Origin of the sequence: Pseudomonas sp. BP8, assembly GCF_017875955.1 — a bacterium.
In the GTDB taxonomy this organism is placed as follows: Bacteria; Pseudomonadota; Gammaproteobacteria; order Pseudomonadales; family Pseudomonadaceae; genus Aquipseudomonas.
The window spans coordinates 2,495,729-2,520,465 of record NZ_JAGINK010000001.1 but is presented as its reverse complement, the minus strand read 5'-3'; the positions used below and the strand labels follow the sequence as shown (position 1 = coordinate 2,520,465).

Sequence of the window (24,737 nt, the reverse complement as noted above, 5' to 3'; positions counted from 1 at the left end):
ATGCTGGCCTATATCCTGCGGCGCCTGCTGCTGATCATCCCGACCCTGCTGGGCATCCTGGTCATCAACTTCATCATTGTCCAGGCCGCGCCTGGCGGCCCGGTCGAGCAGATGATCGCCAAGCTCGAAGGCTTTGACGGCGCCACCAGCCGCATCGCCGGTGGCGGCGCCGAAGTCTCGGTGGCCGGCTCCAACTACCGCGGCGCGCAGGGCCTGGACCCGGCCCTGATCGCCGAGATCGAGCGCATGTACGGCTTCGACAAATCGCCGCCCGAGCGTTTGTGGATCATGGTCAAGAACTACGCACAGCTGGATTTTGGCAGCAGCTTCTTCCGCGATGCCAAGGTCATCGACCTGATCGCCGAAAAGATGCCGGTGTCGATCTCGCTGGGGCTGTGGAGCACGCTGATCATGTACCTGGTGTCGATCCCGCTGGGGATCGCCAAGGCGGTGCGTCACGGTAGCCACTTCGATGTCTGGACCAGCTCGGCGATTGTCGTCGGCTACGCCATCCCGGCGTTCCTGTTCGCCATTCTGCTGATCGTGCTGTTTGCCGGCGGCAGTTATTTCGACTGGTTCCCTTTACGCGGTTTGACCTCGAACAACTTCGAAGAGCTGTCCACCACAGGCAAGGTGCTCGATTACTTCTGGCACCTGGTGCTGCCGATTACCGCGCTGGTCATCGGCAACTTTGCCACCATGACCCTGCTGACCAAGAACAGCTTCCTCGACGAGATCAACAAGCAGTACGTGGTCACTGCCAAGGCCAAGGGCCTGAGCCGGTCACGCGTGCTCTACGGTCACGTGTTCCGCAATGCCATGCTGCTGGTGATCGCCGGCTTCCCCTCGGCCTTCATTGGCATCTTCTTCACCGGCTCGCTGCTCATCGAGGTGATCTTCTCCCTCGACGGCCTTGGCCTGATGAGTTTCGAGGCAGCGATCAACCGCGACTACCCGGTGGTCTTCGGCACCCTGTTCATCTTCACCCTGCTCGGGTTGGTGGTGAAACTGATCGGCGACCTGACCTACACCCTGGTCGATCCGCGCATCGACTTCGCCAGCCGGGAGCACTGACATGACCCTGTCCCCTCTCAATCGCCGGCGCTTCGAGCGCTTCAAGGCCAACCGCCGTGGCTGGTGGTCGCTGTGGCTGTTCATCATCCTGTTCGGCCTGAGCCTGGGCGCTGAACTGATCGCCAACGACAAGCCGATCGCCGTGCGCTATGACGGCGAATGGTACTTCCCGGCGTTCAAGCGCTACCCGGAGACCACCTTTGGCGGCGAGTTCCCGCTCGAGGCCAACTACAAGAGCCCCTACATTCGCGACCTGCTGGAGAAGAAAGACAGCTGGGTGCTGTGGGCGCCGATTCCGTTCAGCTACCAGAGCATCAACTACGACCTCAAGGTGCCAGCACCGGCCCCACCCTCGGCGGACAACTGGCTGGGCACCGACGACCAGGGCCGTGATGTTCTGGCGCGGGTGATCTACGGCTTCCGCGTGTCGGTGCTGTTTGCCCTGACGCTGACCATCCTCAGTTCCATCGTCGGCGTGATTGCCGGCGCCCTGCAGGGCTTTTACGGCGGCTGGGTCGACCTCGCCGGCCAACGCTTCCTGGAGATCTGGTCGGGGCTGCCGGTGCTCTATCTGTTGATCATTCTCGCCAGCTTCGTCCAGCCCAACTTCTGGTGGCTGTTGGGGATCATGCTGCTGTTCTCCTGGATGAGCCTGGTCGACGTGGTGCGCGCCGAGTTCCTGCGCGGGCGCAACCTCGAATACGTGCGCGCTGCCCGCGCCCTAGGCATGCGCAATGGCGCGATCATGTACCGGCACATCCTGCCCAACGCGATGATCTCGACCATGACCTTCATGCCGTTCATTCTCACCGGCGCGATCGGCACCCTCACCGCCCTCGACTTCCTCGGCTTCGGCCTGCCCGCCGGTTCGCCGTCACTGGGCGAGCTGGTTGCCCAGGGCAAGTCCAACCTGCAGGCGCCCTGGCTGGGCATCAGCGCCTTCGCCGTGCTGGCGGTGATGCTCAGCTTGCTGGTGTTCATCGGCGAGTCCGCCCGCGATGCCTTCGACCCGAGGAAATGACATGAGTGAACAGAATCTGATCGAAGTGCGTGATCTTGCGGTCGAGTTCCTCAGCGGCGACCAGGTCAACCGCGTGGTCGATGGCATCAGCTTTGATATCCGCAAGGGCGAGACCATTGCCCTGGTTGGCGAGAGCGGCTCGGGCAAGTCGGTCACCGCGCATTCGATCTTGCGCCTGCTGCCCTACCCGCTTGCGCGCCATCCCAGCGGCACTATTCACTATGGCGACAAGGACCTGCTGCAACTGGGCGAGAAGCCCATGCAGCGGATCCGTGGCAACCGCATTGCGATGATCTTTCAGGAGCCGATGACCTCGCTGAATCCGCTGCACTGCATCGAGAAGCAGATCAACGAGATCCTCCTGCTACACAAGGGCTTGACCGGCAAACAAGCCACCGCACGGACGCTGGAACTGCTCGAGCTGGTCGGCATTCCTGAACCGCACAAGCGCCTCAAGGCCCTGCCCCACGAGCTGTCCGGTGGCCAGCGCCAGCGGGTGATGATTGCCATGGCCCTGGCCAATGAGCCGGAGCTGCTGATTGCCGACGAGCCCACCACCGCGCTCGACGTCACTGTGCAGTTGAAGATTCTTGATTTGCTCAAGGAGTTGCAGTCGCGCTTGGGCATGGCCTTGCTGCTGATCAGCCACGACCTCAACCTGGTACGGCGGATCGCGCATCGGGTGTGCGTGATGCAACGCGGGAAGATTGTCGAGCAGGCCGAGTGCGCGACCTTGTTCAGCGCGCCGCAGCACCCTTACACGCAGATGCTGATCAATGCCGAGCCGAGCGGCGCGCCTGCCGCGAACGCGATTGGCGCGCCGTTGCTCGAGGTGGATGACCTGCGTGTGTGGTTCCCGATCAAGAAAGGCTTGCTGCGGCGCACCGTCGACCATGTCAAAGCAGTGGACGGGATCAACTTCAGCCTGCCCCAAGGGCAGACGCTGGGGATTGTCGGTGAGAGTGGCTCGGGCAAGTCGACGCTTGGCCTGGCGATCTTGCGTTTGATCGCGAGCCAAGGCGCAATTCGCTTCCATGGACAGCACCTGGAAGGGCTGAACCAGAAGGAAGTGCGACCGCTACGGCGGCAAATGCAGGTGGTGTTCCAGGATCCGTTCGGTAGCCTCAGCCCGCGCATGTCGGTGGCGGATATCGTCGGTGAAGGCTTGCGGATTCACCGGATTGGTACGGCCGAGGAGCAGGAGGCGGCGATCATCGCGGCGTTGCAGGAAGTTGGGCTGGACCCGGCGACTCGCCATCGTTATCCGCATGAGTTCTCGGGCGGGCAGCGCCAGCGTATTGCGATTGCCCGGGCGTTGGTGCTCAAGCCCGCGCTGATTCTGCTGGATGAACCGACCTCGGCGCTGGATCGGACCGTGCAGCGCCAGGTGGTGGAGTTGCTGCGCAACTTGCAGCTCAAATACAACCTGACGTACCTGTTCATCAGCCATGACCTGGCGGTGGTCAAGGCGTTGAGTCATCAATTGATGGTGATCAAGCAGGGCCAGGTGGTGGAACAGGGAGATGCACAGGCAATCTTCCAGGCGCCGCAGCATGCGTATACGCGGCAGTTGCTGGAGGCGGCGTTTTTGCAGGTGGAGACGGTTGCTTAGGGTTTGTATGGATTCTGCATACCGGCTAAGGCCTTACTTGGACTTGGATTAGGGCTTGTATCTGGTTCTTCATGGTTTGTTGGGGAAGATGATCTGTTGGCTTGGCTGGCCTAGGAGTTGTGGGCTTATCCATTTGATGGGGTGACTTTTCTGGCCCCTTCCGCCCTTACGGCGGGTCACTTTTTTTCTTGGAAAAAAGTAACCAAAAACCGCTTGCTCCTGCATCCGGCCCTTCGCTGCGCTACGGGTCCCCTCGCTCCGGTCTTGCTCCGGGAGGACCGCGCTGTACGGCCCATCCTGGGCCTCAGCGCTTTCCGGCCATCCATGGCCTCCACCTCCCTGCGCAAGACCTCCACTCGGCCTCCTGAAGTCGCGAAGTTACGGGTGGCGTCTGGGCTGGCGTTGTCTTCGATAGTGGCAGGTGTGGTGGATATTCGGGCCTCTTCGCGGGGCAAGCCCGCTCCTACAGGTATTGCGCAAATTTTGAATTCGGCGCAACCCCTGTAGGAGCGGGCTTGTCCCGCGAAGAGGCCGGTACTGCCAATGCAAAGCGCAGGGCGCAGCCCTGCCCAGCCACGCCACAATTCCGCTGGTAAACAAACAAAGCGAGAGCGCAGCGATTCGCCAGCCGTTGCCTTGGCTGTTGCTCTTGATCTGGCTCTTGATCTACCAGCGACTTCAGGAGGCCGAGTGGAGGTCTTGCGCAGGGAGGTGGAGGCCATGGATGGCCGGAAAGCGCTGAGGCCCAGGATGGGCCGTACAGCGCGGTCCTCCCGGAGCAAGACCGGAGCGAGGGAACCCCGCAGCGCAGCGTAGGGGCCGGATGCAGGAGCAAGCGGTTTTTGGTTACTTTTTTCCAAGAAAAAAAGCCAGGCGTGGAACAGGGAGATGCACAGGCAATCTTCCAGGCGCCGCAGCATGCGTATACGCGGCAGTTGCTGGAGGCGGCGTTTTTGCAGGTGGAGACGGTTGCTTAGGGTTTGTATGGATTCTGCATACCGGCTAAGGCCTTACTTGGACTTGGATTAGGGCTTGTATCTGGTTCTTCATGGTTTGTTGGGGAAGATGATCTGTTGGCTTGGCTGGCCTAGGAGTTGTGGGCTTATCCATTTGATGGGGTGACTTTTCTGGCCCCTTCCGCCCTTACGGCGGGTCACTTTTTTTCTTGGAAAAAAGTAACCAAAAACCGCTTGCTCCTGCATCCGGCCCTTCGCTGCGCTACGGGTCCCCTCGCTCCGGTCTTGCTCCGGGAGGACCGCGCTGTACGGCCCATCCTGGGCCTCAGCGCTTTCCGGCCATCCATGGCCTCCACCTCCCTGCGCAAGACCTCCACTCGGCCTCCTGAAGTCGCGAAGTTACGGGCGGCGTCTGGGCTGGCGTTGTTTTTGGTAGTGCCATGGGTGGTGGATATTCGGGCCTCTTCGCGGGGCAAGCCCGCTCCTACAGGTATTGCGCAAATTTTGAATTCGGCGCAACCCCTGTAGGAGCGGGCTTGTCCCGCGAAGAGGCCGGTACTGCCAATGCAAAGCGCAGGGCGCAGCCCTGCCCAGCCACGCCACAATTCCGCTGGTAAACAAACAAAGCGAGAGCGCAGCGATTCGCCAGCCGTTGCCTTGGCTGTTGCTCTTGATCTGGCTCTTGATCTACCAGCGACTTCAGGAGGCCGAGTGGAGGTCTTGCGCAGGGAGGTGGAGGCCATGGATGGCCGAAAAGCGCTGAGGCCCAGGATGGGCCGTACAGCGCGGTCCTCCCGGAGCAAGACTGGAGCGAGGGAACCCCGCAGCGCAGCGTAGGGGACGGATGCAGGAGCAAGCGGTTTTTGGTTACTTTTTTCCAAGAAAAAAAGTGACCCGCCGTGAGGGAGGAAGGGGCCAGCAGCACCACCCCATCAAATAGATAAGCCCCCACCCTAAAAGCCCCATCCCCCCCTAGTTGTTGTCTGGCGCCAGCAACCGATACCCGACGCCAGGCTCAGTCAAGATAAACCGCGGCGCGGTCGGGTCATCCCCCAACTTTTGCCGCACATGCGCAACGACGATGCGCAGGTAGTGGGTATCGTCGACGTGGGTCGGCCCCCAGATATCCTTGAGCAGCTGCTGCTGGGTTATCACTCGCCCCGGATGCGCAGCCAACTGCGCCAGCAAGGCATACTCCTTGCGCGTCAGCGCCACCTCAACGTCGTCCAGCGTCACCTTGCGAAAGGCAAAATCCACCCGCAACGGCCCGAAACGGGCAGTCGCCTGCCCGGCTTCGGCCTGTGGCGCCTGGCGCAGCAAGGCGCGGACCCGGGCCAGAAACTCCTGAATGCCAAACGGTTTGGTCACATAGTCGTTGGCCCCACCATCGAGTGCATCGACCTTCTGCAGCTCGCTGGCGCGCACCGACAGCACCATCACCGGCACCGTGCTCCATTCACGCAGTTCGCGCAGCACCTGCTGGCCGTCCATGTCCGGCAGGCCGAGGTCGAGCACCACCAGGTCAGGCTTGGCCAGCGCCGCCTGGGCCAGGCCTTCGCCTCCGGTGGCAGCTTCGATCACTTTGTATCCCTGGGACACAAGGCTGATACGCAAGAATTTGCGAATCTGTGGCTCGTCATCGATGACCAGCAGGGTGGCGGCTTGGCTCATGAGGCGTCGCTTTCGGTTTCGGGTTGAGGGGGCAGCGGCAAGCATAAAGTGATGCACGTGCCCTGGCCATCGATGCCATCACCGACCAGGATACTGCCGCCATGGGCGCCGATCATGCCCTGGCAGATCGCCAAACCCAGGCCGGTGCCCTGGCCGCCACGGTCGCCGCGGGCGGCGGTGTAGAACATGTCGAAGATCTTCTCGCGCTCCGCCACGGGAATGCCGGGGCCCTGGTCGCTGACGGCGAAGCACAGCTGCTCGTCGCGCACCTGCAGCTGCAACGCCAGGCGGCCGTTGTTCGGCGAAAAGCGCGCGGCGTTTTCCAGCACGTTGACCAGCGCCTGTTCGATCAGCGCCGCATGCACGAACAGCAGCGGCAGCTCGGCCGGTACCTCGGTACTCACGCGCAACGGCGCCAGCACCACGCGCAGACGATTGAGGGCACTGCCGACGATGTCCGCCGGGGCGACCCAGTCGCGGGCGAGTTTCAGCCCGCCATGGCCGAGGCGGGTCATGTCGAGCAGGTTCTGGATGTAGCGGTCGAGCCGCTCGGCCTCGTTGCGGGTGCCCTCCAGCAGTTCGCGGCGATCGTCCGGGGGAATCGCGTCGCCGAGGGCGAGCAGGCTGTCGATGCTGCCACGCATGGCGGTCAGCGGGGTCCGCAGGTCGTGCGAGACCGAAGCCAGCAAGGCGCTGCGCAATTGCTCGGTCTCACCGTGCAGGCGCGCCGCTTCCAGTTGCTCGGCCAGCCGCGCCCGGGCCAGGGCCTGGGCCAGCGGTTGGCCGAGCGCCGTCAGCAACTGGCGGCGCTCGGCACTCAAGGTCTCGCCGGCACGCGGGCGCACGCCGAGTAGCGCCAGCGGCTGGTCGTCGACCGCCAACGGCAACCACCACCAGCGGCCATGGGGCAAGGTATCGCTGCCGTGACCGGCGGCCTGGCCGTGCTGCCAGGCCCAGTCGGCGGCGGCGCGCTCATTGTCGGTAAACGCTGGTGCCTGACCGCTGGCCACTTGCAGCAGTCCCTCAGTGCCACGCTCGAGCAGGCACGCGTGCACGTCAGGCCAACCCTGCAGATGCTGGCTGGCGGCGCTGAGCACGGCTTGGCGGTCAGTCGCAACGGTCAGCCGGCGTGACAGGTCGAGCACCTGGCTGGTCTGCGCCTGCGTCTCACGCAGCGCCTGCAACTGACGACGCTGGCGCGCGGCAAGGTTACCGGTGAGCGCGGCCATGAGCAGGAAGAACACCAGAGTCAGGACGTCCTCTTCACGCTGGATGCTGAAGGAGAAGTTGGGCGGGATGAACAGAAAGTCGTAACTCAGGAATGACAACGCCGCGCAGGCCAGTGCCGGGCCGAGACTGCTGCGTACGGCGACCAACAGCACCGCGGCAAGAAACACCAAGGAGATATTCGGCAGCGCCAGCATGCTCGACACCGCCCAGGCCAGCCCCGCCGCCAGCGCCGTGGCGAACAACGCCAACAGATAATGGCGCCAGACCCAAACGCGCCTGGTCACGGTGCGCGCAGAGGCAGGCTGGGCGTCACGATCAAGCACGTTGATCTCCAGCCCATGGCTTTCGCGCAGCAGTCGCGCCGCCACGCCGGCACCGAACAGACGCCGGCGCAGGCGCTCGCGCGACTGACCGACCAGCACCAGGCTGGCGCGGCGTTCGGCGGCATGCTGGATCAGGGTACGTGCGACTTCGCCAGCACGCAGCAGGACCACTTCCCCGCCGAGCCGCTCGGCCAGTTGTTGCGCGGCCTGCAAACGCTGGCGCGCAGTCTGGTCGCGCAGTTTGCCGTTGTCGACATGGACCAGACTCCACGGCAGATGACGACGCTGGGCCACCCGGCTGGCGTGTCGCACCAAGCGTTCGGCCTGCTCATCACCATCGACGCCGACCAGTAGCCGCCCGCGCAAGGCGGGCGCTTCCTGGCCGCGCTGGCGGTAGCCGTGGGCCAGGTCGGCATCCACTTGAGCGGCAGCGGTGTGCATGGCCAGTTCGCGCAAGGCGCTGAGGTTGGTCTGCGAGAAGAACGCGTCGATGGCCGCCCGGGCCTGCTCCGGCACGTAGACCTTGCCCTCGCGCAGGCGCTCGAGCAGCTCGCGCGGCGGCAGGTCGATCAGGACCAGTTCGAAAGCTTCCTGCAGGACCCAGTCCGGCAAGGTCTCGCGCACCTGCACGCCGGTGATGTCGCGAACCTTGTCGTTGAGGCTTTCCAGGTGCTGGACGTTGACCGTGGTATAGACGTCGATGCCCGCCGCCAACAGCTCCTGAACGTCCTGCCAGCGCTTGGCATGGCGACTGTCGGGGGCGTTGCTGTGCGCCAGTTCGTCGACCAGGACCAAGGCGGGCGCGGCCTTGAGCAGGCCGTCGAGGTCCAGCTCCTCGAGGGTCACACCACGGTATTCACTGCGCAGCAAGGGTTGCTGGAGCAAGCCGCCGAGCAAGGCTTCGGTCTCGGCGCGACCGTGGGTCTCGACCACCCCGGCCAGTACCTGCACGCCTTGGCGTTGCTGGGCGTGGGCGGCCTGGAGCATGGCGTAGGTCTTGCCTACGCCAGGCGCGGCACCGAGAAATACCTTGAGCCTGCCGCGGCCTTCGCGCGGCAGGCCCGCCAACAGCGCGTCGGCGCGGGCGGAGTCACTCATGTTTCATCCTTCAATTTGTGCGGTGACCGGGCAACCTGTGGGCCTGCTTCGCAGGCCCCTGTTTCACTACTGCAACCTCCCCAAGGCTTGGTTCAGCGCTAGAACGTTGACCACAGGCGGGCCGATCAATGGATGGAGGGTGACCTCTTCAAGTAAGGCTTGCAAGCGCCCAACCGGTATCTGACGGGCCGCTGCCACACGCGGGATCTGATACGCCACAGCCCCTGGCGGCAAGTGCGGGTCCAACCCGCTGCCAGAGGTGGTCAGCAGCGCTTGCGGCACCGGCCCCTGATCAGCCCGGTACAGCGCAGCGGCATCGGCCGTGATCCGCTCGGCCAAGGCCGGATTGCTCGGTGCGAGGTTGCTTGCACCACTGGCGACCGTGGCGTAGGCCACCGCCGAGGGCCGGGGATGGAACCAGGCATCGCCGTTACTTTCCTGGGCAATAAGACGGGAACCGCGCACCCGCCCCTGCTCATCCCGCACCAGGCTGCCGTTGGCCTGCTCAGGGAAGGCAAGCTGGGCGATGCCGGTCACCACCAGCGGATACACCGCCCCGGTCAGCAGGGTCATCAACAGGGCCAGGCTCAGCGCCGGGCGTAGGTAAGTGGTCATGTGCATCTCCTTCAAACCAGGTGCAGGGTGTTGAGCAGCAGATCGATCAGCTTGATCCCGACGAACGGCACAAGAATCCCCCCGACCCCATAGATCAGCAGGTTGCGTCGCAGCAGATGCGCGGCACTCGCCGCCTGCACGCGCACACCGCGCAGCGCCAGCGGGATCAGCACGATGATGATCAGCGCGTTGAAGACGATCGCCGAGAGGATGGCGCTCTGCGGGCTAGCCAGTTGCATCAGGTTGAGCACGCTCAGCTGCGGGTAGATGGCGGCGAACAACGCTGGGAGGATGGCGAAGTACTTGGCCACGTCGTTGGCGATCGAGAAGGTGGTCAGCGCGCCGCGGGTGACCAGCAGCTCCTTGCCGACCTGAACCACGTCGAGCAGCTTGGTCGGGTCGCTGTCGAGGTCGACCATGTTGGCCGCCTCGCGCGCAGCCTGGGTGCCATCGTTCATGGCCACGCCGACGTCGGCCTGGGCCAGTGCCGGCGCGTCGTTGGCACCGTCACCGCACATCGCCACCAGGCGCCCGTCGTTCTGCTCCTGGCGAATGCGCGCGAGCTTCTTCTCCGGGGTGGCTTCGGCCAGCACGTCGTCGACCCCCGCCTCGGCGGCAATCGCTGCAGCGGTCAGCGGGTTGTCGCCGGTGACCATCACGGTGCGGATGCCGAGCTTGCGCAACTCGGCGAAGCGCTCGCGGATGCCTGGTTTGACCACGTCCTTGAGGTGGATCACACCCAGCAGGCGCCGGTCGACGCAGACCAGCAACGGCGTGCCGCCGCTCTGGGCGATGCGCTCGACTTCCTTGGCCAGCGGCACGGGCATCTCCAGGCGCTGCAGGCCGACAAAGCCGAGCAGCGCATCGACGGCCCCCTTGCGGTAGCGCCGTTGCTGGAAGTCGACACCCGACAGGCGCGTCTCGGCACTGAAGGCGACTGGCTGAAGTTGATCGGCCGCCGGTTCGATGAAGTCGTGCAGCTGGCGCAGGTACTCGACGATCGACTTGCCCTCGGCGGTATCGTCGGCCAGCGAGGCGAGCAAGGCGCCCTCGCCCAGCTCCTTGGCGGTGACGCCGGGTGCGGCATGCAGGGCGCTGCAGCGGCGGTTGCCAAAGGTGATGGTGCCGGTCTTGTCGAGCAGCAGCGTGTGCACATCGCCGGCGGCCTCCACCGCGCGGCCGGAACGGGCGATCACGTTGAGGCGCACCAGGCGATCCATGCCGGCGATGCCAATGGCCGAGAGCAGGCCGCCGATGGTGGTCGGGATCAGCGTGACCAGCAACGCCGCGAGGAAGATCAACGGCAGGCTGCCACCGGCGAAATGGGCAAATGGCTGCAAGGTCACCACCACGATCAGAAAGATCAGGGTGAGGCCGATCAGGAGGATGTCGAGGGCAATTTCGTTAGGCGTCTTCTGTCGCTTGGCGCCTTCGACCAGGGCGATCATGCGGTCCAGGGTCGACTCGCCGGGGTTGCTGGTGATGCGGATCAGCAGCCAGTCTGAGACCAGCCGGGTGTTGCCGGTGACCGCCGAGCGGTCGCCGCCGGACTCGCGGATCACCGGCGCCGATTCGCCGGTGATGGCCGCCTCGTTGACCGCCGCGATGCCTTCGAGCACCTCGCCGTCGCCGGGGATCATCTCGCCGGCGACCACCCTGACCACGTCGTCCTTGCGCAACTCGGTGGCGGCCACTCGCTCAAAGCTGCCATCCGCCGTGCGGCGCTCGGCGGTGAGCCCCTGGCTGCCGGCCTTGAGGCTGTCGGCGCGGGCCTTGCCGCGCCCTTCGGCGAGCGCTTCGGCAAAGTTGGCGAACAGCACGGTAAACCACAGCCACAGGGCGATCTGTACCGCCACGCCGGTACTCACGCCACTGTCGGGCGCGAAGCACAGCACGGTGGTCAGCACAGCGGTCAGCTCGACTACCAGCATCACCGGCGCGCGCCGCAGTTGGCGCGGGTCGAGCTTGACGAAGGCCTGCACCAGCGCCGGCCGCCAGAGCGCAGCGAAGCGGGTCCGGTCGACGCTGGCGCGGTGCGTTTTCACTTCAGGAATGGGCATGTTCATGGTTGATTCCTCAGAAACCCAGGCTCAGCTGTTCGGCAATCGGCCCCAGGGCCAGGCTCGGCAGGAAGGTCAGGCCGCCCACCAGCAGGATGGTCATCAGCAGCAGGCTGGTGAACAGCGGCCCATGCGTGGGGAAGCTGTTCTGCCCCTGCGGCGCGCTGTTCTTCGCCGCCAGGCCGCCGGCCAGGGCCAGCACCGGCAGGATGTAGCCGAAGCGGCCGATTAGCATGGCCAGCGCGATCATCACGTTGTGGAACACCGTGTTGGCACCAAAGCCGGCAAACGCCGAACCGTTGTTGGCGGTGGCCGAGGTGTAGGCGTAGAGCAACTGGCTGAAACCGTGCGCGCCGGGATTGCTCACCGCCCCTGCGGGGCCGGGCAGGCTGGCGGCGATGGCGCCGAGGATCAGCACGCCGACCGGCATCACCAGCAAGGTTGCTACCAGCAGTTGCACCTCGCGGGCCTGCAGTTTCTTGCCGAGGTACTCCGGCGTGCGGCCGATCATCAGCCCGGCCAGAAAAACGGCTATCAGCACGAACAGAAGCATGCCGTAGAGCCCGGCGCCGACGCCGCCGAAGATCACCTCGCCGACCATCATGTTGGCCATTGCGACCATGCCGGTAAGCGGGTTGAGGCTGTCGTGCATGGCGTTGACCGAGCCGTTGGAAGCGGCCGTGGTGGTCACTGTCCACAACACCGAGCCGGTGGTGCCGAAGCGGCTCTCCTTGCCCTCCAAGGGTGGCGACTGCTGCACCTGAGCGTTGCTCAAGGCCGGGTTGAGCTGGTGCTCGGACCATAGCGCAGTAGCCCCGCCAATCATAAACAGCGCCAGCATGCAGGCGAGGATCGCCCGGCTCTGGCGCAGGTCCTTGACGTAGTGGCCGAAGGTGAACACCAAGGCAACAGGGATGAGAATGATCGACGCCACCTCAAACAGGTTGCTCCAGGCCGTGGGGTTCTCGAACGGATGCGCCGAATTGACCCCGAAGAAGCCACCGCCATTGGTGCCAAGCTGCTTGATGGCAATCTGGCTCGCAGCCGGGCCCAAGGGGATGGTCTGGTCGCCGCCTTGCAAGGTCAACGCGTGGGCATAGTCGGCAAAGGTCTGCGGCACGCCCTGCCAGACCAGCAACAGCGCCAGCAGCAGGCACAGCGGCAACAGGCCGTAGAGGGTGGCGCGGGTCAGGTCGACCCAGAAGTTGCCCAGGGTGCTCGCCGAGCGCCGGGCGATGCCACGGCACAGGGCGACCAATACCGCCAAGCCGGTGGCGGCGCTGACGAAGTTCTGCACGGTCAGGCCGAGCATCTGGCTCAGGTAGCTGACCGAGGCTTCGCCGCTGTAGGCCTGCCAGTTGGTATTGGTGACGAAGCTGACTGCGGTATTGAGCGCCAGCGACCACTCCTGCCCCGACAGGTGTTGCGGGTTCAGCGGCAGGTAGCCCTGCAACAGCAGGACCGCGAACAACAGAATGAAGCCCGCCAGATTGAACGTGAGTAGGGCCAGGGCGTACTGGCGCCAGTTGTGCTCCTGCTCTGCGCGCACACCGGCCAGGCGATAGCAGCCGCGCTCCAGCGGGCCGAGGATGGGCGACAGCCAGGTGCGCTGGCCTTCCATGACCTTGTAGTAGAACCTCCCGAGCCAGGGTGCCGGCAGCAGGACAATGGCAAAGAATGCCAGGAGTAAGGCGATGTCGTAACTGTGCATGGCCGCTCCCTAGCTGCGATCGGCGCGCAGCAGCGCCACCAGCAGGTAAACCGCCAACGCCACTGCCAGCAGCAGTGCCAACCCATCGAGCATGTACATGAGCCAATCTCCCCGGTGTGCGGCGGTGGCCGCGTTTGGGGAATTGTCAGAGTAAGGGGCGTAAAGGGGCGAGATCGAGGGGTGGGCTGGGGAATAAAGAATGCGTAAAGATCACAGGATTGAGGCGCCTGGAACGGCGCTCACACTAGCTCACTGATTTGGCAAAACCTGGTGGGAGCGGGCTGCCTTAGCGCGGCACCGGTGGCTGCGCGGCGCTGCGGCTCCAGTCCAGCAGCAGGCTGTACGCCACCGCCAGCAAGGTTGGGCCGATGAACAGGCCGATGAAGCCAAAGGCGATCAACCCGCCAAATACCCCCAACAGCACGATCACCAACGGCAGGTTGCCGCCGCGGCTGATCAGGTAGGGCTTGAGCACGTTGTCCACGCCGCTGATGACAAACGTACCCCAGACGCCGAGGAACACCGCCATGCCATACTCGCCCTGCCACACCAACCAGGCAGTGGCCGGGATCCATGCCAGCGGTGGCCCCATGGGGATCAGGCTAAGCATGAAAGTGACCAGACCGAGCACGATCGCGCCAGGCACGCCGGCGATCAGGAAACCGATCATCGCCAGCAAACCCTGCGCTGCGGCAGTACCGATCACACCGTTGACCACCCGTTGCACGGTGCCGGCCACCAGCTCCAGGTAATACTCGGCGCGCTCGCCGATCAAACGCTGCAGCAGGCGCAGGACAAACGCCGCCAGGCGCGGGCCGTCGCGATAGAAGAAGAACACGAACACCAGGCTCAAGGTCAGTTCGAGAATACCGCCGCCGATCTGCGCGCTGCGCGCGAGCAGCCAGTTACCCACCTGGCCCAGGTACGGCTTGACCGAGGCCAGCAATGCCGCGCCCTGCTGATCGACCGAATCCCACCAGGCCACCAGGCGCTCACCTACCAAGGGGACACTCCCTAGCCAGGACGGCGCATCGGGCAGGCCGTCGACTTGAATGTCACGAATGAAGGCGGTGGCATCACGGATATGGTCCGCCAGGTTGAACCCAAGCCACACCAACGGCAAGGCGACCACCAGGATCCAGACAATGGTCAACAACGCTGCCGCCATGGTCTCACGGCCACCCAGCACGCGCGTGAGCAAGCGCATCAGTGGCCAACTGGCAAACGCCAGGATGGCGCCCCAGAGCAGCGCGGAAATAAACGGCGCCATCACCCACAAGCCAGCGCCGAGCAGCGCCAGCAGCAGAATCTGCACAAGAAGGCGGTCATTGTTGGCCATGGGCGCGCTCACTTAGCGGATCAGTTCCAGATGAAAACCCTCTGTCGCTGCCGTGCCCACTTCCAACCGCGAACTGCGCACACCAGCCTTGACCAGTTGCTCGCGCCAGGCTTCGGCCTGTGCGCCGCTCAAGCTCAGACGCAGAGTGCTGTCGAGGTTGAGACTGCGCCCCAACAGTGTCACCCAGGCGGGCTGCGGAGCGGCGAGATCGGGGTAGTCCAGCTTGCCGGTATCGCGCAGCTCGCGCATCACCGTGGCCGAGGTAGGCAGCAGTTCACCCAGTGGGCTCTCGGCGACGAACTCCTCGACATGCAGGTAGGCGCGCCTGTTGCCGGCTGTGACGCTGTATAGCGCGACCAAGGTATCGGTCTCCTCAGCCGAGCGACGCAGGAGGATAAACGCCTGCTGCTCGTCGCCACCATTGAGTCGGGCATTCTTGAAGACCTCATTGGCCCACAGACTGGCCTCGCCGCAATCGCGCTTCTCGCACCAGAACAGCGGATAGCCACCGTCTTGCTGCAGCGCTTCACGGGCAGCGGTAAAGGCTTCGCGGGCGGTGCGCTCGGCGGGCAGCTCATAGGTGACAGAGCGCACCTGGCCGCGACCCTCGACCTTGCCTTCGAGGCGCAGGCTGCCACTGATCTTGCGTAGCGAGCCCATGGGGTAGATGCGTTCCTGGTCTTCCAGGGTGCGCTCGGCGACCACCTTGGCGTCCAGCGGCACCGGCAGGGTGCCGGCCAGCAGCAACGGGCTGGCGAGCCCCAGGCAGCCAGCGATGATGAATCGAATGCTCATCGGCCACCCATGCCGCACACGGCGCCGGTGAAGGGGTAATGGAGGTCTGGCATGTACATGGTTGTCTCCCTGTTCAACCCGCCAAGCCTCGACACTTGTCCGGTGCAAGTCAAGAAAACCCGAAGAAGCGATTGATACAGTCTGCGACAAGGGTTGCACCGTGCTCGTCATTCAAGTGCAGATGATGGCCGCCTGGCAATGTCACCTGCTCAAAGGGTAGCTGCTCCAGCAGCACTGTGTGCCGCGCAAGCATGCCGTCAGCCGCGACCACCAGGCACGCCGGACACGTCAGGCGACGGACGAACGCCATGGCCTGGGCTTCGCTGATGCGCACCGGCGAAGGCAGCGTCAGGCGGCTGTCGCTGCGCCAGCTGTATCCGCCCGGTACTGGCATCAGGCCGCGCTGGGCGAGCAACTCAGCGGCTTCACGGCTGACCGCGACCATACCCTTCATGCGCGCCTCGACGCCCTCCTCTACGCTTGCGTAGACCGTCTTGCGCTTGCCGTCCAAACGCAGCTGGGCGTGCAACGCCATGCCCAGACGCTCGGCGGCGTCCTGCTCCACCCCGGTCGGTGGAATGACCCCGTCGATCAGCAGCACATGACTGACCCGATCGGGCAACGCCCCAGCCAACTGCACCGAGATGATCGCCCCTAACGAATGCCCCAGTAGAGCAAAGCGCTGCCAGCCCAACTGCTCGGCCACCCGCAGCACGTCATGGGCATAGTCGGCCAAGGCGTAGCCAGCGCCCGCCGGGCGATGTTCCGAATAGCCGTGGCCGGCAAGGTCAAGGGCAACGATGCGCAACCCTTTCAAGCGCGGCGCCAGCCGGGCGAAGCTGTTGGCGTTGTCCAGCCAGCCATGCAGGGCGATCACCGGCACGCCGTCAGCGGGGCCGAACAGGTGGGCCGCCAACTCGATGTGGCCGAGGTTCAGGCGCACCTCTTCAACCTGCGCACTCATGCCTGGCTCCAGCGATCAAACAGGCCCTTGATCAAGCTGGCGGTGTCGTCTGGACGCTCGAGCGGGAACATGTGCCCACCCGCCACGCTGTGGTATTCACCCTTGGGCATGCCGCGCACAGCCAGCGCATGGTGGCGACGAATGACTCGGCTACGGTCGCCACGCACCATCGCCAGCGGCACTTGCAACTGGCGCGCCGGCGCTGGGCTGGCATGCGGGATGTTGCGGTAGATGCTGATCTCGGTGGCAGGGTCAAAGCGCAGCCGCAGGCCCCCTTCGGCGACTTCCAGACCATGTTGCAGATAGGCTTCGAGACAGTCCGGATCGAAATGGCGGAACAGCGTCTTGCCGGCAAAATACCCTCTGGCGCTGTCCAGATCGGCAAATGATGCCCGCCGGCCAAGGGTGCGCCCGGCAGGCGTGATGCGATCGATAAAGCCAAAGCGCTTGGCCGTGCGGATCAGCCACTGATCGGCGCGGGTCAGCACTGGCGAGTCGAGCATGACCACACCGCGGTAGTACTGCGGGCAACGCAGCGCCGCATGCAGGTGCAGAACGCCGCCCAGAGAGTGGCCAACACCCCAGACCGGCGCCGGCTGCTGCGCCAGGTGATGGAGCAGCTCATCAACCAGGTTCTGCCAGTTATCATCCACCGGAAAGCGCGGATCGTGGGCATGCTGCACCAGGTGCTGGACCTGATAGTCCGGCGCCAATGCGGCGAACAGCTTGCCGTAGGTGGCCGAGGGGAAGCCATTGGCATGGGCGAAGAAGATCTGCTGCGACATGGCCGGCTGCTCTGCACGCGGGAATGATGGCCCATTGTCGACAAGCTGGGCGGCGGCGGCAACGTCTGGATAGGTCATCGCCAAGGGCGATCAGGTCAACTGGCATCAAGATGCCAGTTGACCTGGGTCAGTCAGGGTGGCTGAGGCTGCGCAAGGTCATCAGGCCGGCCAGCGGCCACTCCCCTTCCAGCTCAGCGAGGCTGGCGGTGCTCATGGGCGCAGGCTGTTGCACATGGCCGTGCTCAAGCACGCTGACCAGAGCGCCAACCAAGGGCTGATGGCTGACCAGCAGGACATGCTCCAGGCCCAGTCGCTCGATCTCGGCGATCGCCTGGCGCACATCGCTGTCAGGCGTAAGCCACGGCACGGTGCGCACGGGCTCGGCAAACCCCAGCGCACCGTGCACCAGCGCCGCCGTTTGCTGGGCCCGTACGTACGGGCTGGCAACAATGGCCTGCAACGGCTGGTCAAGCAGCCGCGCGGCGCTGTGCAGCACCTGTTCGCGACCATGCGCGGTCAGGCGGCGCTCGGCGTCGGTGTTGGCGCGCTGCTCGGCTTCGCCGTGGCGCAGCACCCACAGCTTCACAGCTTGGGCTCCTCGTCACGCACCGGATGCGGCGCGGGTGCCACAGCATGCGCCGGCTCGCCTTCAGGCGCGCGCGGGGTCGGCCAGTCAGAGAAGGGCCATGGCTTGTTGTCGCTGTGGAAGGTACCGAAACGACCGATCTGCGCCAGGTACTGGCTCAGGCTGTCACCGAAGTTCATCAGGCTGGCGCTGGGAGCGCCATAGATCAGGCGATAGATCAGCTGGACCAGCACCAGGCCGGCGAGGAGCAGCTCGGCCAGTTGCCAGACCACCAGAAACACCAGCATCCACAGCACCCGCAGGATGATCGACTCGCGCTGGGCGCGCTCTGGAGTATCGTTCATGTCTCGCTCCTTGATCAGTTGAAATCGCTGGTGGAAATGAAGTCGACGTCGGTCTTGGGCTCGGCGCGCATCAGATGTTCGATCACCTGGTTGAGGGTGCGCCCCTCGAACAGGATGGCATGCAGGCCGGCGACCAGCGGCATGTACACCTGCGCCTCCTGCGCCTTGGCCTTGAGCACCTTGAGGGTATTCACGCCCTCGGCCACTTCGCCCAGGCGGTTGACCGCCTCCTCCAGCGTGAGGCCTTGACCCAAGGCATGGCCGACCTGGTAGTTACGGCTTTTCGGGGAAGAGCAGGTCACGATCAGGTCGCCCACCCCGGCCAGGCCGAGGAAGGTCATCGGGTTGGCCCCAAGACTGACCGCAAAGCGGGTCATCTCGGCCAGCGCGCGGGTAATCAGCATGCTCTTGGTGTTTTCGCCCATGCCCAGCGCCACGGCCATGCCGGCAATGATCGCGTAGACGTTCTTCAGCGCACCACCCAGCTCGACACCAAAACGGTCGGCACTGGCGTAGACGCGGAACGTGCGACCATGCAGAACCTGCTGCACTCGCTGGCACAACGCCTCGTGCTCGCTGGCGACCACGGTGGCCGTCAGCGCGTGTTCGGCGATCTCGCGGGCCAGATTCGGCCCCGACAGCACGCCGATACGCGCCTCAGGGGCGATTTCTTCGAGTATCTGGCTCATCAGCTTGAAGCTTTGCGCCTCGATGCCCTTGGTCAGGCTTACCAGACCCTTGCCGCGCAGCAGCTCGGCATGCGGCGCGAGTACGCTGCGCAGTGCACTGGAGGGCAGCGCGACAAAGATCAGTTCTGCCTCCTGCAGGGTTGCCAGCAGGTCGGTGACCGGCTCGACAGCGTCCTGCAGGCGGATGCCTTTGAGGTAGCGCGGGTTTTCGCGGTTGACGCGCATCGCCTCGGCCTGATCCGGATCGCGCATCCATTGGCGTACCGGGTTGCCGTTCTCGGCAAGCAGGTTTGCCACGGCGGTGCCAAAGCTGCCGCCTCCGAGAACGGCAACAGGTTGCTGTTGAGTCATATCCAGTCCGTTAAAGCCAAAAAAGTAAGTGGCGACCGTCGCATTATACGGAGCGCGTGCGACAGAACCAGTGGCAGGCCGTTTCAAGCCGTGAAGTCTGAGCAGGTCGCTGGAAAAACCCTCCGGGTCGGTTAACATGCCTGTTTCGCCACTGATTCAAGGCAGTACTGTGTTCTCTGGCACGCCCCGCGCCCCTCGCCTGCTGTTGCTGACTGCCCTGCTGGGCGGGCCGGCTGTGGCTGACGATCTGTTTATCGACAACCAGAACCTGCCTCAGGTTCTGACCGCGACGCGCCTGAAACAATCGCCGGCGGCAGTCCCTGGCAGCATGACGGTGCTCGACAGCGAACTGATCCGGGCCAGTGGTGCCCGTGATATCCCTGAGCTGCTGCGGCTGGTCCCGGGGATGATGATCGGCTATGGCGCCGGCAACCAGCCGACGGTCAACTATCACGGCAGCAACGTCAGCGAAGCGCGGCGCATGCAGGTGTTGATCGATGGTCGTTCGGTGTACCGCGCGGGCTTGGCCACGGTGGACTGGAGCGATATTCCGGTGGCCCTTGAGGATATCGAGCGGATCGAAGTGTTCCGCGGCCCCAACACCGTCAGCTATGGCGCCAACGCGCTGATGGCCGTGGTCAATATCCTTACTCGCAGCCCCGCCGACAGCCATGGCACGCGGCTCAAGCTGACCCGCGGCGCAGATGGCATCAACGACTTCTATGCCAGTCAGGGCGTTGGCTGGGAAGGCGGCGACCTGCGCCTTTCGCTGTCTGGCCAGCAGGACGACGGTTTCGACCAGGACCAGTACGGCAACGACTACCGCGACAGCCGCCGCCTCAACCGCATCAACATCAGTGCCAGTCACATGCTTGCCAGCAACCAGACGCTGGAGTGGCAACTGGCGGCCAAGGAAGGCAGCAACCAGCGCCCCTACACCTATCAGCCGGTGTTCCCCTTTGTGACCCAGACAGGCAACGACGCCGACGTCAATGCCAAGGATTACGCGGGCTCGGTGCGCTGGAGCATCGACTTCAACGCGGAACACAACCTGTATGTGCAGGGCTCGGCCCAGCACTTCGACCGCCAGCAAGTGTGGCGCGCCTGCGACGCGGCGCTGTCGTTCAGCCCGGAACTGACCCGCCTGTGGCAACTGGACTCCAACTATGCCGAACAGGTGGCGCGCAATATCACCAACCCACCCGGCAACAGCAATCCGGCCTTGCAAGGCCTGCGCGACCAGGTAAAGAACCAGTGGGATAACCAGGGCGGCCGCCAGGTGGTCTGCGGCGATGTCGACCAGAGCACCCGAGAGACCCGTTATGACCTCGAAATCCAGGACACCCTGAGCCTGAGCGACAACCTGCGTTTGCTCACCGGGGCCAATTTCCGTTATGACAAGGCCGACTCGCAGACGTATTTCAACGGCACCCTGGATGACCAGACCTGGCGTCTGTTCGGCCAGCTCGAGTGGCGCGCCGACGAGCACTGGATCGTGCAGGGCGGGGCAATGTTCGAAGACAGTCAACTGTCGGGCAGTTCACTGACCCCGCGGGTGGCGGTCAATTACCTGATCACCCCGCGTCATGGCCTGCGCGCGGTGTACTCTGAGGCGGTACGCTCGCCCGACATGTTCGAGAACAACGTCAACTGGAGCTATACCGTCAACAATCTATCGCCCTACCAACCCGGCCTGGGCAGCGGCGAATACTTCGTCAAGACCCGTGGCCCGGGCGATCTCGAGCAGGAGCGGATGCGCTCGCGCGAACTTGGCTACAACGGCAGCTTCAGCGATATCGACCTGGACCTGGATGTGAAGCTGTTCTATGACGAGATCACCGGGATGATCAGTGAGCCGTTGCGCAACAACCAATACATTGCCAGCAACAGCAACCGGGCGCGCTTCAGTGGCAGCGAAGCGCAACTGGACTGGCGCCCTACCCTGCGCGACCGCCTGCGCCTGAGCTACGCCTACGTCGATGCCTGGGCCAGCAACGCCAACGACAGCCGCAATACGGCGCGCAACAGCGGCTCGGCAGGCTGGTTGCGCGACTGGGGCAAAGGTTGGTCGAGCGCGCTGTTCTACTACGGCGACGACGCGCTCAATGGCTATCGTTACCAGCGTGTCGACCTGCGGCTGGCCAAGCGCCTGCGCATTCAGGGCAGCAACCTGGAGCTGGCCGCGCTCTGGCAACAGCGTCTTGACGACGACCCGATCACCCTGACGCAGAACCGCTATGACAGCCGCCACCGCCTGAGCGTCAGCGCGGAGTTGGAGTTCTGATGGCGCTTGTGCTGCGCCTGCTGCTGTTCTGCCTGTGGCCCTTGGGCTCGCTGTCGGCCAGCGAAGTGCTCCTGGTAGGCGCTGACGCACAGCCCGCCATTGGCAGCTTCGTCGAAGCCATGCAGGACCGGCGCAGCCACGATCAGGTCCGCTTCCAGACGGTATCCAGCCTGCCCCGCCCCAGCCAGCTGAAAGGCGACACCCGCCTGGTGTTGCTCGACAGCGCCGCACTGGAATGGCGTTTGAGCGAGTCCGCCGGGCCACCGGCACTGGCCATGCGGGTCAGCCGAGTGCAGGCCGAGCAACGCTTGGGAAAGTCGCGCCCAGCCTACTTGAGCCTGCTCTGGAGCGACCCGCCGCTGGCTCGCCAACTGCGCCTGACCCGCCTGCTCCTGCCACAGGCGCGCCGGGTGGGTGTGCTGTATGGCGAACAGAGCCGTTTCCTGCTGGATGAGCTGCGCCAGGCGGCGCGCGCGCTAGACCTGGAAATCATCGCCCAGGACTGGCCGGACCTGCGAGACAGCCGACCGCTGCAACACCTGCTGGGCAACAGCGACGTGTTGCTGGGGATCGACGACCCCGACCTGTACAACTCCAAGACCGCCAAGAATGTCCTGCTGAGCAGCTATGGCCGGCAGATGGCCTTGATCGGGCCGAATGCCGGTTTCGTCCGCGCCGGCGCCCTGGCCAGCACCTACAGCGACCAGGATGACTGGCTGGCGGTGCTCGACGCGCTGCTCGACCAGCCTCCTGCGCGTTGGCCGCGCAGCCTGTATCCGACGCATTACGGTGTCAGCGGCAACCAGCAGGTCGCCCGCGCGCTGGGCCTTGGACGCATCGATCCGAAGGCCGCCGCCCTGGCCCTGGCTGAAGGAGAGCCCACCCCATGAGCAAACGCCTGAGCTGGGACATTCACACCCGCACGCAGATCATCAGCCTCGGTCCAGCGTTGTTGCTGACCCTGCTGCTGATCAGTTTCTTTACCTTCGTACGTATCCAGGACCTGCGTCAGGAACTCAACCACACCGGTCAACTGATTGCCAACCAGCTGGCGCCGGCCTCGGAGTACGGGGTGATTTCCGGCAATAACGAAGTGCTGGAAAGCCTGATGCGCGCCACCCTGAGCATCCCTCACGTGCGCTTTCTCGAGGTGCAGGACAGCCGTAATCACATCCTGGTCTACGTCGAGCAGTCCGACGAGAGCGCCAACCGGGCGCAACGGGTGGAGGTGTTCCAGGCACCGATTCGCCTGCAGCAGATCCGTCTGGACAGCGACTTCCTGCAACAAGGCGCGGCGCCGATGCCGCGCATAGGCGACGACTATCTTGGCCGGGTCATCGTCGGTATGTCCGATGACGCGTTCAGTCAGCGGCAGCAGGAAATCGTCATCAAGGCCGGTATCCTCGCCCTGTTCGCCCTGCTGTTCACCTTCCTGCTTGCGCGCCGCCTGGCGATGAACCTGGCCAAGCCGATCAGCGACATGGGCCATGCCGTCAAAGCTATCCAGCAGGGTGAGTTCAACGTGCCGGTGCCGGTGGTCGACGACAGTGAGCTGGGGCACCTTGCGCGGCACATCAACAACCTGGCTAGCGCACTCGAACAGGCCAGCCAGAAGCAGCAGCAGGCGATCGCACAATTGATCCAGGCTCGTGAGGAAGCCGAACAGGCCAACCGCGCCAAGTCGGACTTCCTGGCGATGATGAGCCACGAGCTGCGCACGCCGATGAACGGTGTGCTGGGAATGCTGCAGTTGCTCGAAACCACCCCGCTGACCGGCGAACAGGCCGAATACACCTCGGTGGCCGGCGAGTCCACCGGTCACCTGCTCAAAGTCATCAACGACATCCTCGACTTCTCACGGATCGAGCGCACCCAGCTGGAACTCGAGCAGATCGACTTCAACCTCGGCGAGCTGATCAGCAGCAGCGTCCAGTCGTTCCAGCACAGCGCCCAGCAACGCGGGCTGGACCTGCGCCTGAAGGCAGCCGCCGGCCTTGAGCAACTGCAGGTCGCGGGCGATCCGACGCGGATCCGGCAGATCTTGCTCAACCTGATTGGCAACGCCTTGAAGTTCACCGAACACGGCCAGGTCGAGGTCGAACCCCGCTGGCAGGTAGTCGACCACCAGCAGATCAGGTTCACCTGTGCGGTGCGCGATACCGGCATCGGCATCGACAAGGCGCGCCTGGAAATGATGTTTGTCGCCTTCCAGCAGGCCGACAGTTCGATTTCCCGGCGTTATGGTGGCACCGGCCTGGGCCTGGCGATCGCCCGCACCCTGGCCGAGCGCATGGGCGGCCAGCTGCACGCTGAAAGCCGCGAGGGCCTCGGTTCGACCTTTACCCTGGAAATGCCCCTGACCCTGGTCAGCCTGCCACCGGCGCAACAGGCACCGCCTTGACAGCGAGCGCGCCCTGAGCAAGCCGTTGAAATGCAGCGATCTGCAGCGGTTGTTGCAGCGCTGGCCACCCGTGCAGACAGCCGCGACTGGCGATAAATGCTAAAGTGCGGCAGTCTTAGACTAGACAGGAACCTCGCTGGGCCTGAAAATACCGGTTTCAGTGAACACCTGTACTTCATTTACCAGGTGCGCTGTGACTTTCACCACAACGCAATAGTCTACCTGTAGGCTGCCGCCCTGAGCTGATAGTGCTCTGGGATGGCCGGGAAGATTCATCCCCTGCCGCATGGGGATTATTGAGGAGCTCGCATGACCAAACAAAACGCCTTTACTCGGGAAGACCTGCTGCGCTGCAGTCGCGGTGAGCTGTTCGGCCCAGGTAACGCGCAACTGCCCGCCCCGAACATGTTGATGGTCGATCGCATCACGCATATCAGCGAAGAAGGCGGTAAGTTCGGCAAAGGTGAATTGGTCGCCGAGCTGGATATCACTCCGGACCTGTGGTTCTTCGCCTGCCACTTCGAAGGTGATCCGGTGATGCCGGGCTGCCTGGGCCTTGACGCCATGTGGCAACTGGTCGGCTTCTTCCTCGGCTGGCAAGGTCTGCCGGGTCGCGGTCGCGCCCTGGGTTCGGGCGAAGTGAAATTCTTCGGCCAGGTGTTGCCTACGGCCAAGAAAGTCACCTACAACATTCATATCAAGCGCGTCCTGAAGGGCAAGCTGAACATGGCCATCGCCGATGGTTCGGTCAGCGTCGACGGCCGCGAGATCTACACCGCCGAAGCCCTGCGGGTCGGCGTGTTCACCTCCACTGACAATTTCTAAGGG

At 64.2% G+C, this 24,737-nt stretch carries 19 protein-coding genes and 1 pseudogene; 7 read left to right on the top strand and 13 right to left on the bottom strand.

Annotation, left to right across the window (positions count from 1 at the left end):
- From J3B00_RS10935 to J3B00_RS10925, 3 genes are read left to right on the top strand one after another with little or no spacing between them, the layout of a single operon-like run.
- Complete coding sequence (locus J3B00_RS10935; protein ID WP_209867532.1) at positions 1–1,074, top strand: microcin C ABC transporter permease YejB; 1,074 nt, start codon at positions 1–3, stop codon at positions 1,072–1,074.
- Between the two features lies 1 nt (position 1,075).
- Complete coding sequence (locus J3B00_RS10930) at positions 1,076–2,095, top strand: ABC transporter permease (protein WP_209867531.1); 1,020 nt, start codon at positions 1,076–1,078, stop codon at positions 2,093–2,095.
- A 1-nt stretch (position 2,096) separates the two neighbouring features.
- Positions 2,097–3,707 carry an ABC transporter ATP-binding protein gene (locus J3B00_RS10925; protein WP_209867530.1) on the top strand — a complete coding sequence of 537 codons (1,611 nt, stop codon included), beginning with the start codon at positions 2,097–2,099 and terminating at the stop codon, positions 3,705–3,707.
- A gap of 1,928 nt (positions 3,708–5,635) precedes the next feature.
- Here J3B00_RS10925 and J3B00_RS10920 read toward each other — a convergent pair.
- From J3B00_RS10920 to J3B00_RS10860, 13 genes are all read right to left on the bottom strand, one after another.
- A complete protein-coding gene (locus J3B00_RS10920; RefSeq protein ID WP_209867529.1) occupies positions 5,636–6,334 on the bottom strand; it encodes a response regulator in 699 nt (232 codons plus the stop codon).
- Positions 6,331–8,985 (bottom strand): sensor histidine kinase KdpD, encoded by a 2,655-nt coding sequence (locus tag J3B00_RS10915; protein ID WP_209867528.1) that lies wholly within the window; start codon positions 8,983–8,985, stop codon positions 6,331–6,333. Before J3B00_RS10915 ends, J3B00_RS10920 begins: the two co-directional genes overlap by 4 nt.
- A gap of 66 nt (positions 8,986–9,051) precedes the next feature.
- Positions 9,052–9,600, bottom strand: a complete 549-nt coding sequence (gene kdpC, locus J3B00_RS10910; RefSeq protein WP_209867527.1) for a potassium-transporting ATPase subunit KdpC — start codon at positions 9,598–9,600, stop codon at positions 9,052–9,054.
- Positions 9,601–9,611: 11 nt separating this feature from the next.
- On the bottom strand, positions 9,612–11,666 hold the full coding sequence (gene kdpB / locus J3B00_RS10905; protein ID WP_209867526.1) for a potassium-transporting ATPase subunit KdpB: 2,055 nt from the start codon (positions 11,664–11,666) through the stop codon (positions 9,612–9,614).
- A gap of 10 nt (positions 11,667–11,676) precedes the next feature.
- Positions 11,677–13,371 carry a potassium-transporting ATPase subunit KdpA gene (kdpA, locus tag J3B00_RS10900; RefSeq protein WP_209867525.1) on the bottom strand — a complete coding sequence of 565 codons (1,695 nt, stop codon included), beginning with the start codon at positions 13,369–13,371 and terminating at the stop codon, positions 11,677–11,679.
- Between the two features lie 9 nt (positions 13,372–13,380).
- Positions 13,381–13,470: a K(+)-transporting ATPase subunit F gene (gene kdpF, locus J3B00_RS10895; RefSeq protein WP_209867524.1), complete on the bottom strand. Its 90-nt coding sequence runs from the start codon at positions 13,468–13,470 to the stop codon at positions 13,381–13,383.
- Positions 13,471–13,657: 187 nt separating this feature from the next.
- On the bottom strand, positions 13,658–14,710 hold the full coding sequence (locus J3B00_RS10890; RefSeq protein WP_209867523.1) for an AI-2E family transporter: 1,053 nt from the start codon (positions 14,708–14,710) through the stop codon (positions 13,658–13,660).
- A gap of 12 nt (positions 14,711–14,722) precedes the next feature.
- A complete protein-coding gene (locus J3B00_RS10885) occupies positions 14,723–15,505 on the bottom strand; it encodes a DUF4892 domain-containing protein (protein ID WP_209867522.1) in 783 nt (260 codons plus the stop codon).
- A gap of 109 nt (positions 15,506–15,614) precedes the next feature.
- Positions 15,615–16,469: an alpha/beta hydrolase gene (locus J3B00_RS10880; protein WP_209867521.1), complete on the bottom strand. Its 855-nt coding sequence runs from the start codon at positions 16,467–16,469 to the stop codon at positions 15,615–15,617.
- Positions 16,466–17,254, bottom strand: coding sequence for an alpha/beta hydrolase (locus J3B00_RS10875; protein ID WP_209867520.1), 789 nt, complete (start codon positions 17,252–17,254; stop codon positions 16,466–16,468). The genes J3B00_RS10880 and J3B00_RS10875 overlap by 4 nt, the downstream gene beginning before the upstream one ends.
- Before the next feature lie 127 nt (positions 17,255–17,381).
- On the bottom strand, positions 17,382–17,840 hold the full coding sequence (gene sixA, locus J3B00_RS10870) for a phosphohistidine phosphatase SixA (protein ID WP_209867519.1): 459 nt from the start codon (positions 17,838–17,840) through the stop codon (positions 17,382–17,384).
- The gene (locus J3B00_RS10865; RefSeq protein WP_209867518.1) at positions 17,837–18,184 is read right to left on the bottom strand and encodes a DUF4389 domain-containing protein; all 348 of its coding nucleotides are present in this window, start codon (positions 18,182–18,184) and stop codon (positions 17,837–17,839) included. Before J3B00_RS10865 ends, sixA begins: the two co-directional genes overlap by 4 nt.
- A 14-nt stretch (positions 18,185–18,198) precedes the next feature.
- Complete coding sequence (locus J3B00_RS10860; protein ID WP_209867517.1) at positions 18,199–19,224, bottom strand: NAD(P)H-dependent glycerol-3-phosphate dehydrogenase; 1,026 nt, start codon at positions 19,222–19,224, stop codon at positions 18,199–18,201.
- 136 nt (positions 19,225–19,360) lie between these two features.
- On the opposite strand from J3B00_RS10860, the gene J3B00_RS10855 reads away from it, so the two are divergent.
- The 4 genes and pseudogenes from J3B00_RS10855 to fabA all read left to right on the top strand — a co-directional run bounded on the left by J3B00_RS10855 (position 19,361) and on the right by fabA (position 24,734).
- On the top strand, positions 19,361–21,508 hold the full coding sequence (locus J3B00_RS10855; protein ID WP_209867516.1) for a TonB-dependent receptor: 2,148 nt from the start codon (positions 19,361–19,363) through the stop codon (positions 21,506–21,508).
- On the top strand, positions 21,508–22,398 hold the full coding sequence (locus tag J3B00_RS10850; protein ID WP_209867515.1) for an ABC transporter substrate-binding protein: 891 nt from the start codon (positions 21,508–21,510) through the stop codon (positions 22,396–22,398). The genes J3B00_RS10855 and J3B00_RS10850 overlap by 1 nt, the downstream gene beginning before the upstream one ends.
- Positions 22,395–24,012, top strand: a pseudogene (locus J3B00_RS10845) (ATP-binding protein). Before J3B00_RS10850 ends, J3B00_RS10845 begins: the two are co-directional and overlap by 4 nt.
- A gap of 206 nt (positions 24,013–24,218) precedes the next feature.
- The gene (gene fabA, locus J3B00_RS10840; RefSeq protein ID WP_101318173.1) at positions 24,219–24,734 is read left to right on the top strand and encodes a 3-hydroxyacyl-[acyl-carrier-protein] dehydratase FabA; all 516 of its coding nucleotides are present in this window, start codon (positions 24,219–24,221) and stop codon (positions 24,732–24,734) included.
- Positions 24,735–24,737: the final 3 nt, after the last annotated feature.

Excerpts from the sequence above, each read along its gene's own strand:
- J3B00_RS10935 (WP_209867532.1), top strand. The coding sequence starts at position 1 with ATGCTGGCCTATATCCTGCGGCGCCTGCTGCTGATCATCCCGACCCTG.
- J3B00_RS10930 (WP_209867531.1), top strand. The coding sequence starts at position 1,076 with ATGACCCTGTCCCCTCTCAATCGCCGGCGCTTCGAGCGCTTCAAGGCC.
- J3B00_RS10925 (WP_209867530.1), top strand. The coding sequence starts at position 2,097 with ATGAGTGAACAGAATCTGATCGAAGTGCGTGATCTTGCGGTCGAGTTC.
- J3B00_RS10920 (WP_209867529.1), bottom strand. The coding sequence starts at position 6,334 with ATGAGCCAAGCCGCCACCCTGCTGGTCATCGATGACGAGCCACAGATT.
- J3B00_RS10915 (WP_209867528.1), bottom strand. The coding sequence starts at position 8,985 with ATGAGTGACTCCGCCCGCGCCGACGCGCTGTTGGCGGGCCTGCCGCGC.
- kdpC (WP_209867527.1), bottom strand. The coding sequence starts at position 9,600 with ATGACCACTTACCTACGCCCGGCGCTGAGCCTGGCCCTGTTGATGACC.
- kdpB (WP_209867526.1), bottom strand. The coding sequence starts at position 11,666 with ATGAACATGCCCATTCCTGAAGTGAAAACGCACCGCGCCAGCGTCGAC.
- kdpA (WP_209867525.1), bottom strand. The coding sequence starts at position 13,371 with ATGCACAGTTACGACATCGCCTTACTCCTGGCATTCTTTGCCATTGTC.
- kdpF (WP_209867524.1), bottom strand. The coding sequence starts at position 13,470 with ATGTACATGCTCGATGGGTTGGCACTGCTGCTGGCAGTGGCGTTGGCG.
- J3B00_RS10890 (WP_209867523.1), bottom strand. The coding sequence starts at position 14,710 with ATGGCCAACAATGACCGCCTTCTTGTGCAGATTCTGCTGCTGGCGCTG.
- J3B00_RS10885 (WP_209867522.1), bottom strand. The coding sequence starts at position 15,505 with ATGAGCATTCGATTCATCATCGCTGGCTGCCTGGGGCTCGCCAGCCCG.
- J3B00_RS10880 (WP_209867521.1), bottom strand. The coding sequence starts at position 16,469 with ATGAGTGCGCAGGTTGAAGAGGTGCGCCTGAACCTCGGCCACATCGAG.
- J3B00_RS10875 (WP_209867520.1), bottom strand. The coding sequence starts at position 17,254 with ATGTCGCAGCAGATCTTCTTCGCCCATGCCAATGGCTTCCCCTCGGCC.
- J3B00_RS10865 (WP_209867518.1), bottom strand. The coding sequence starts at position 18,184 with ATGAACGATACTCCAGAGCGCGCCCAGCGCGAGTCGATCATCCTGCGG.
- J3B00_RS10860 (WP_209867517.1), bottom strand. The coding sequence starts at position 19,224 with ATGACTCAACAGCAACCTGTTGCCGTTCTCGGAGGCGGCAGCTTTGGC.
- J3B00_RS10855 (WP_209867516.1), top strand. The coding sequence starts at position 19,361 with ATGCCTGTTTCGCCACTGATTCAAGGCAGTACTGTGTTCTCTGGCACG.
- J3B00_RS10850 (WP_209867515.1), top strand. The coding sequence starts at position 21,508 with ATGGCGCTTGTGCTGCGCCTGCTGCTGTTCTGCCTGTGGCCCTTGGGC.
- fabA (WP_101318173.1), top strand. The coding sequence starts at position 24,219 with ATGACCAAACAAAACGCCTTTACTCGGGAAGACCTGCTGCGCTGCAGT.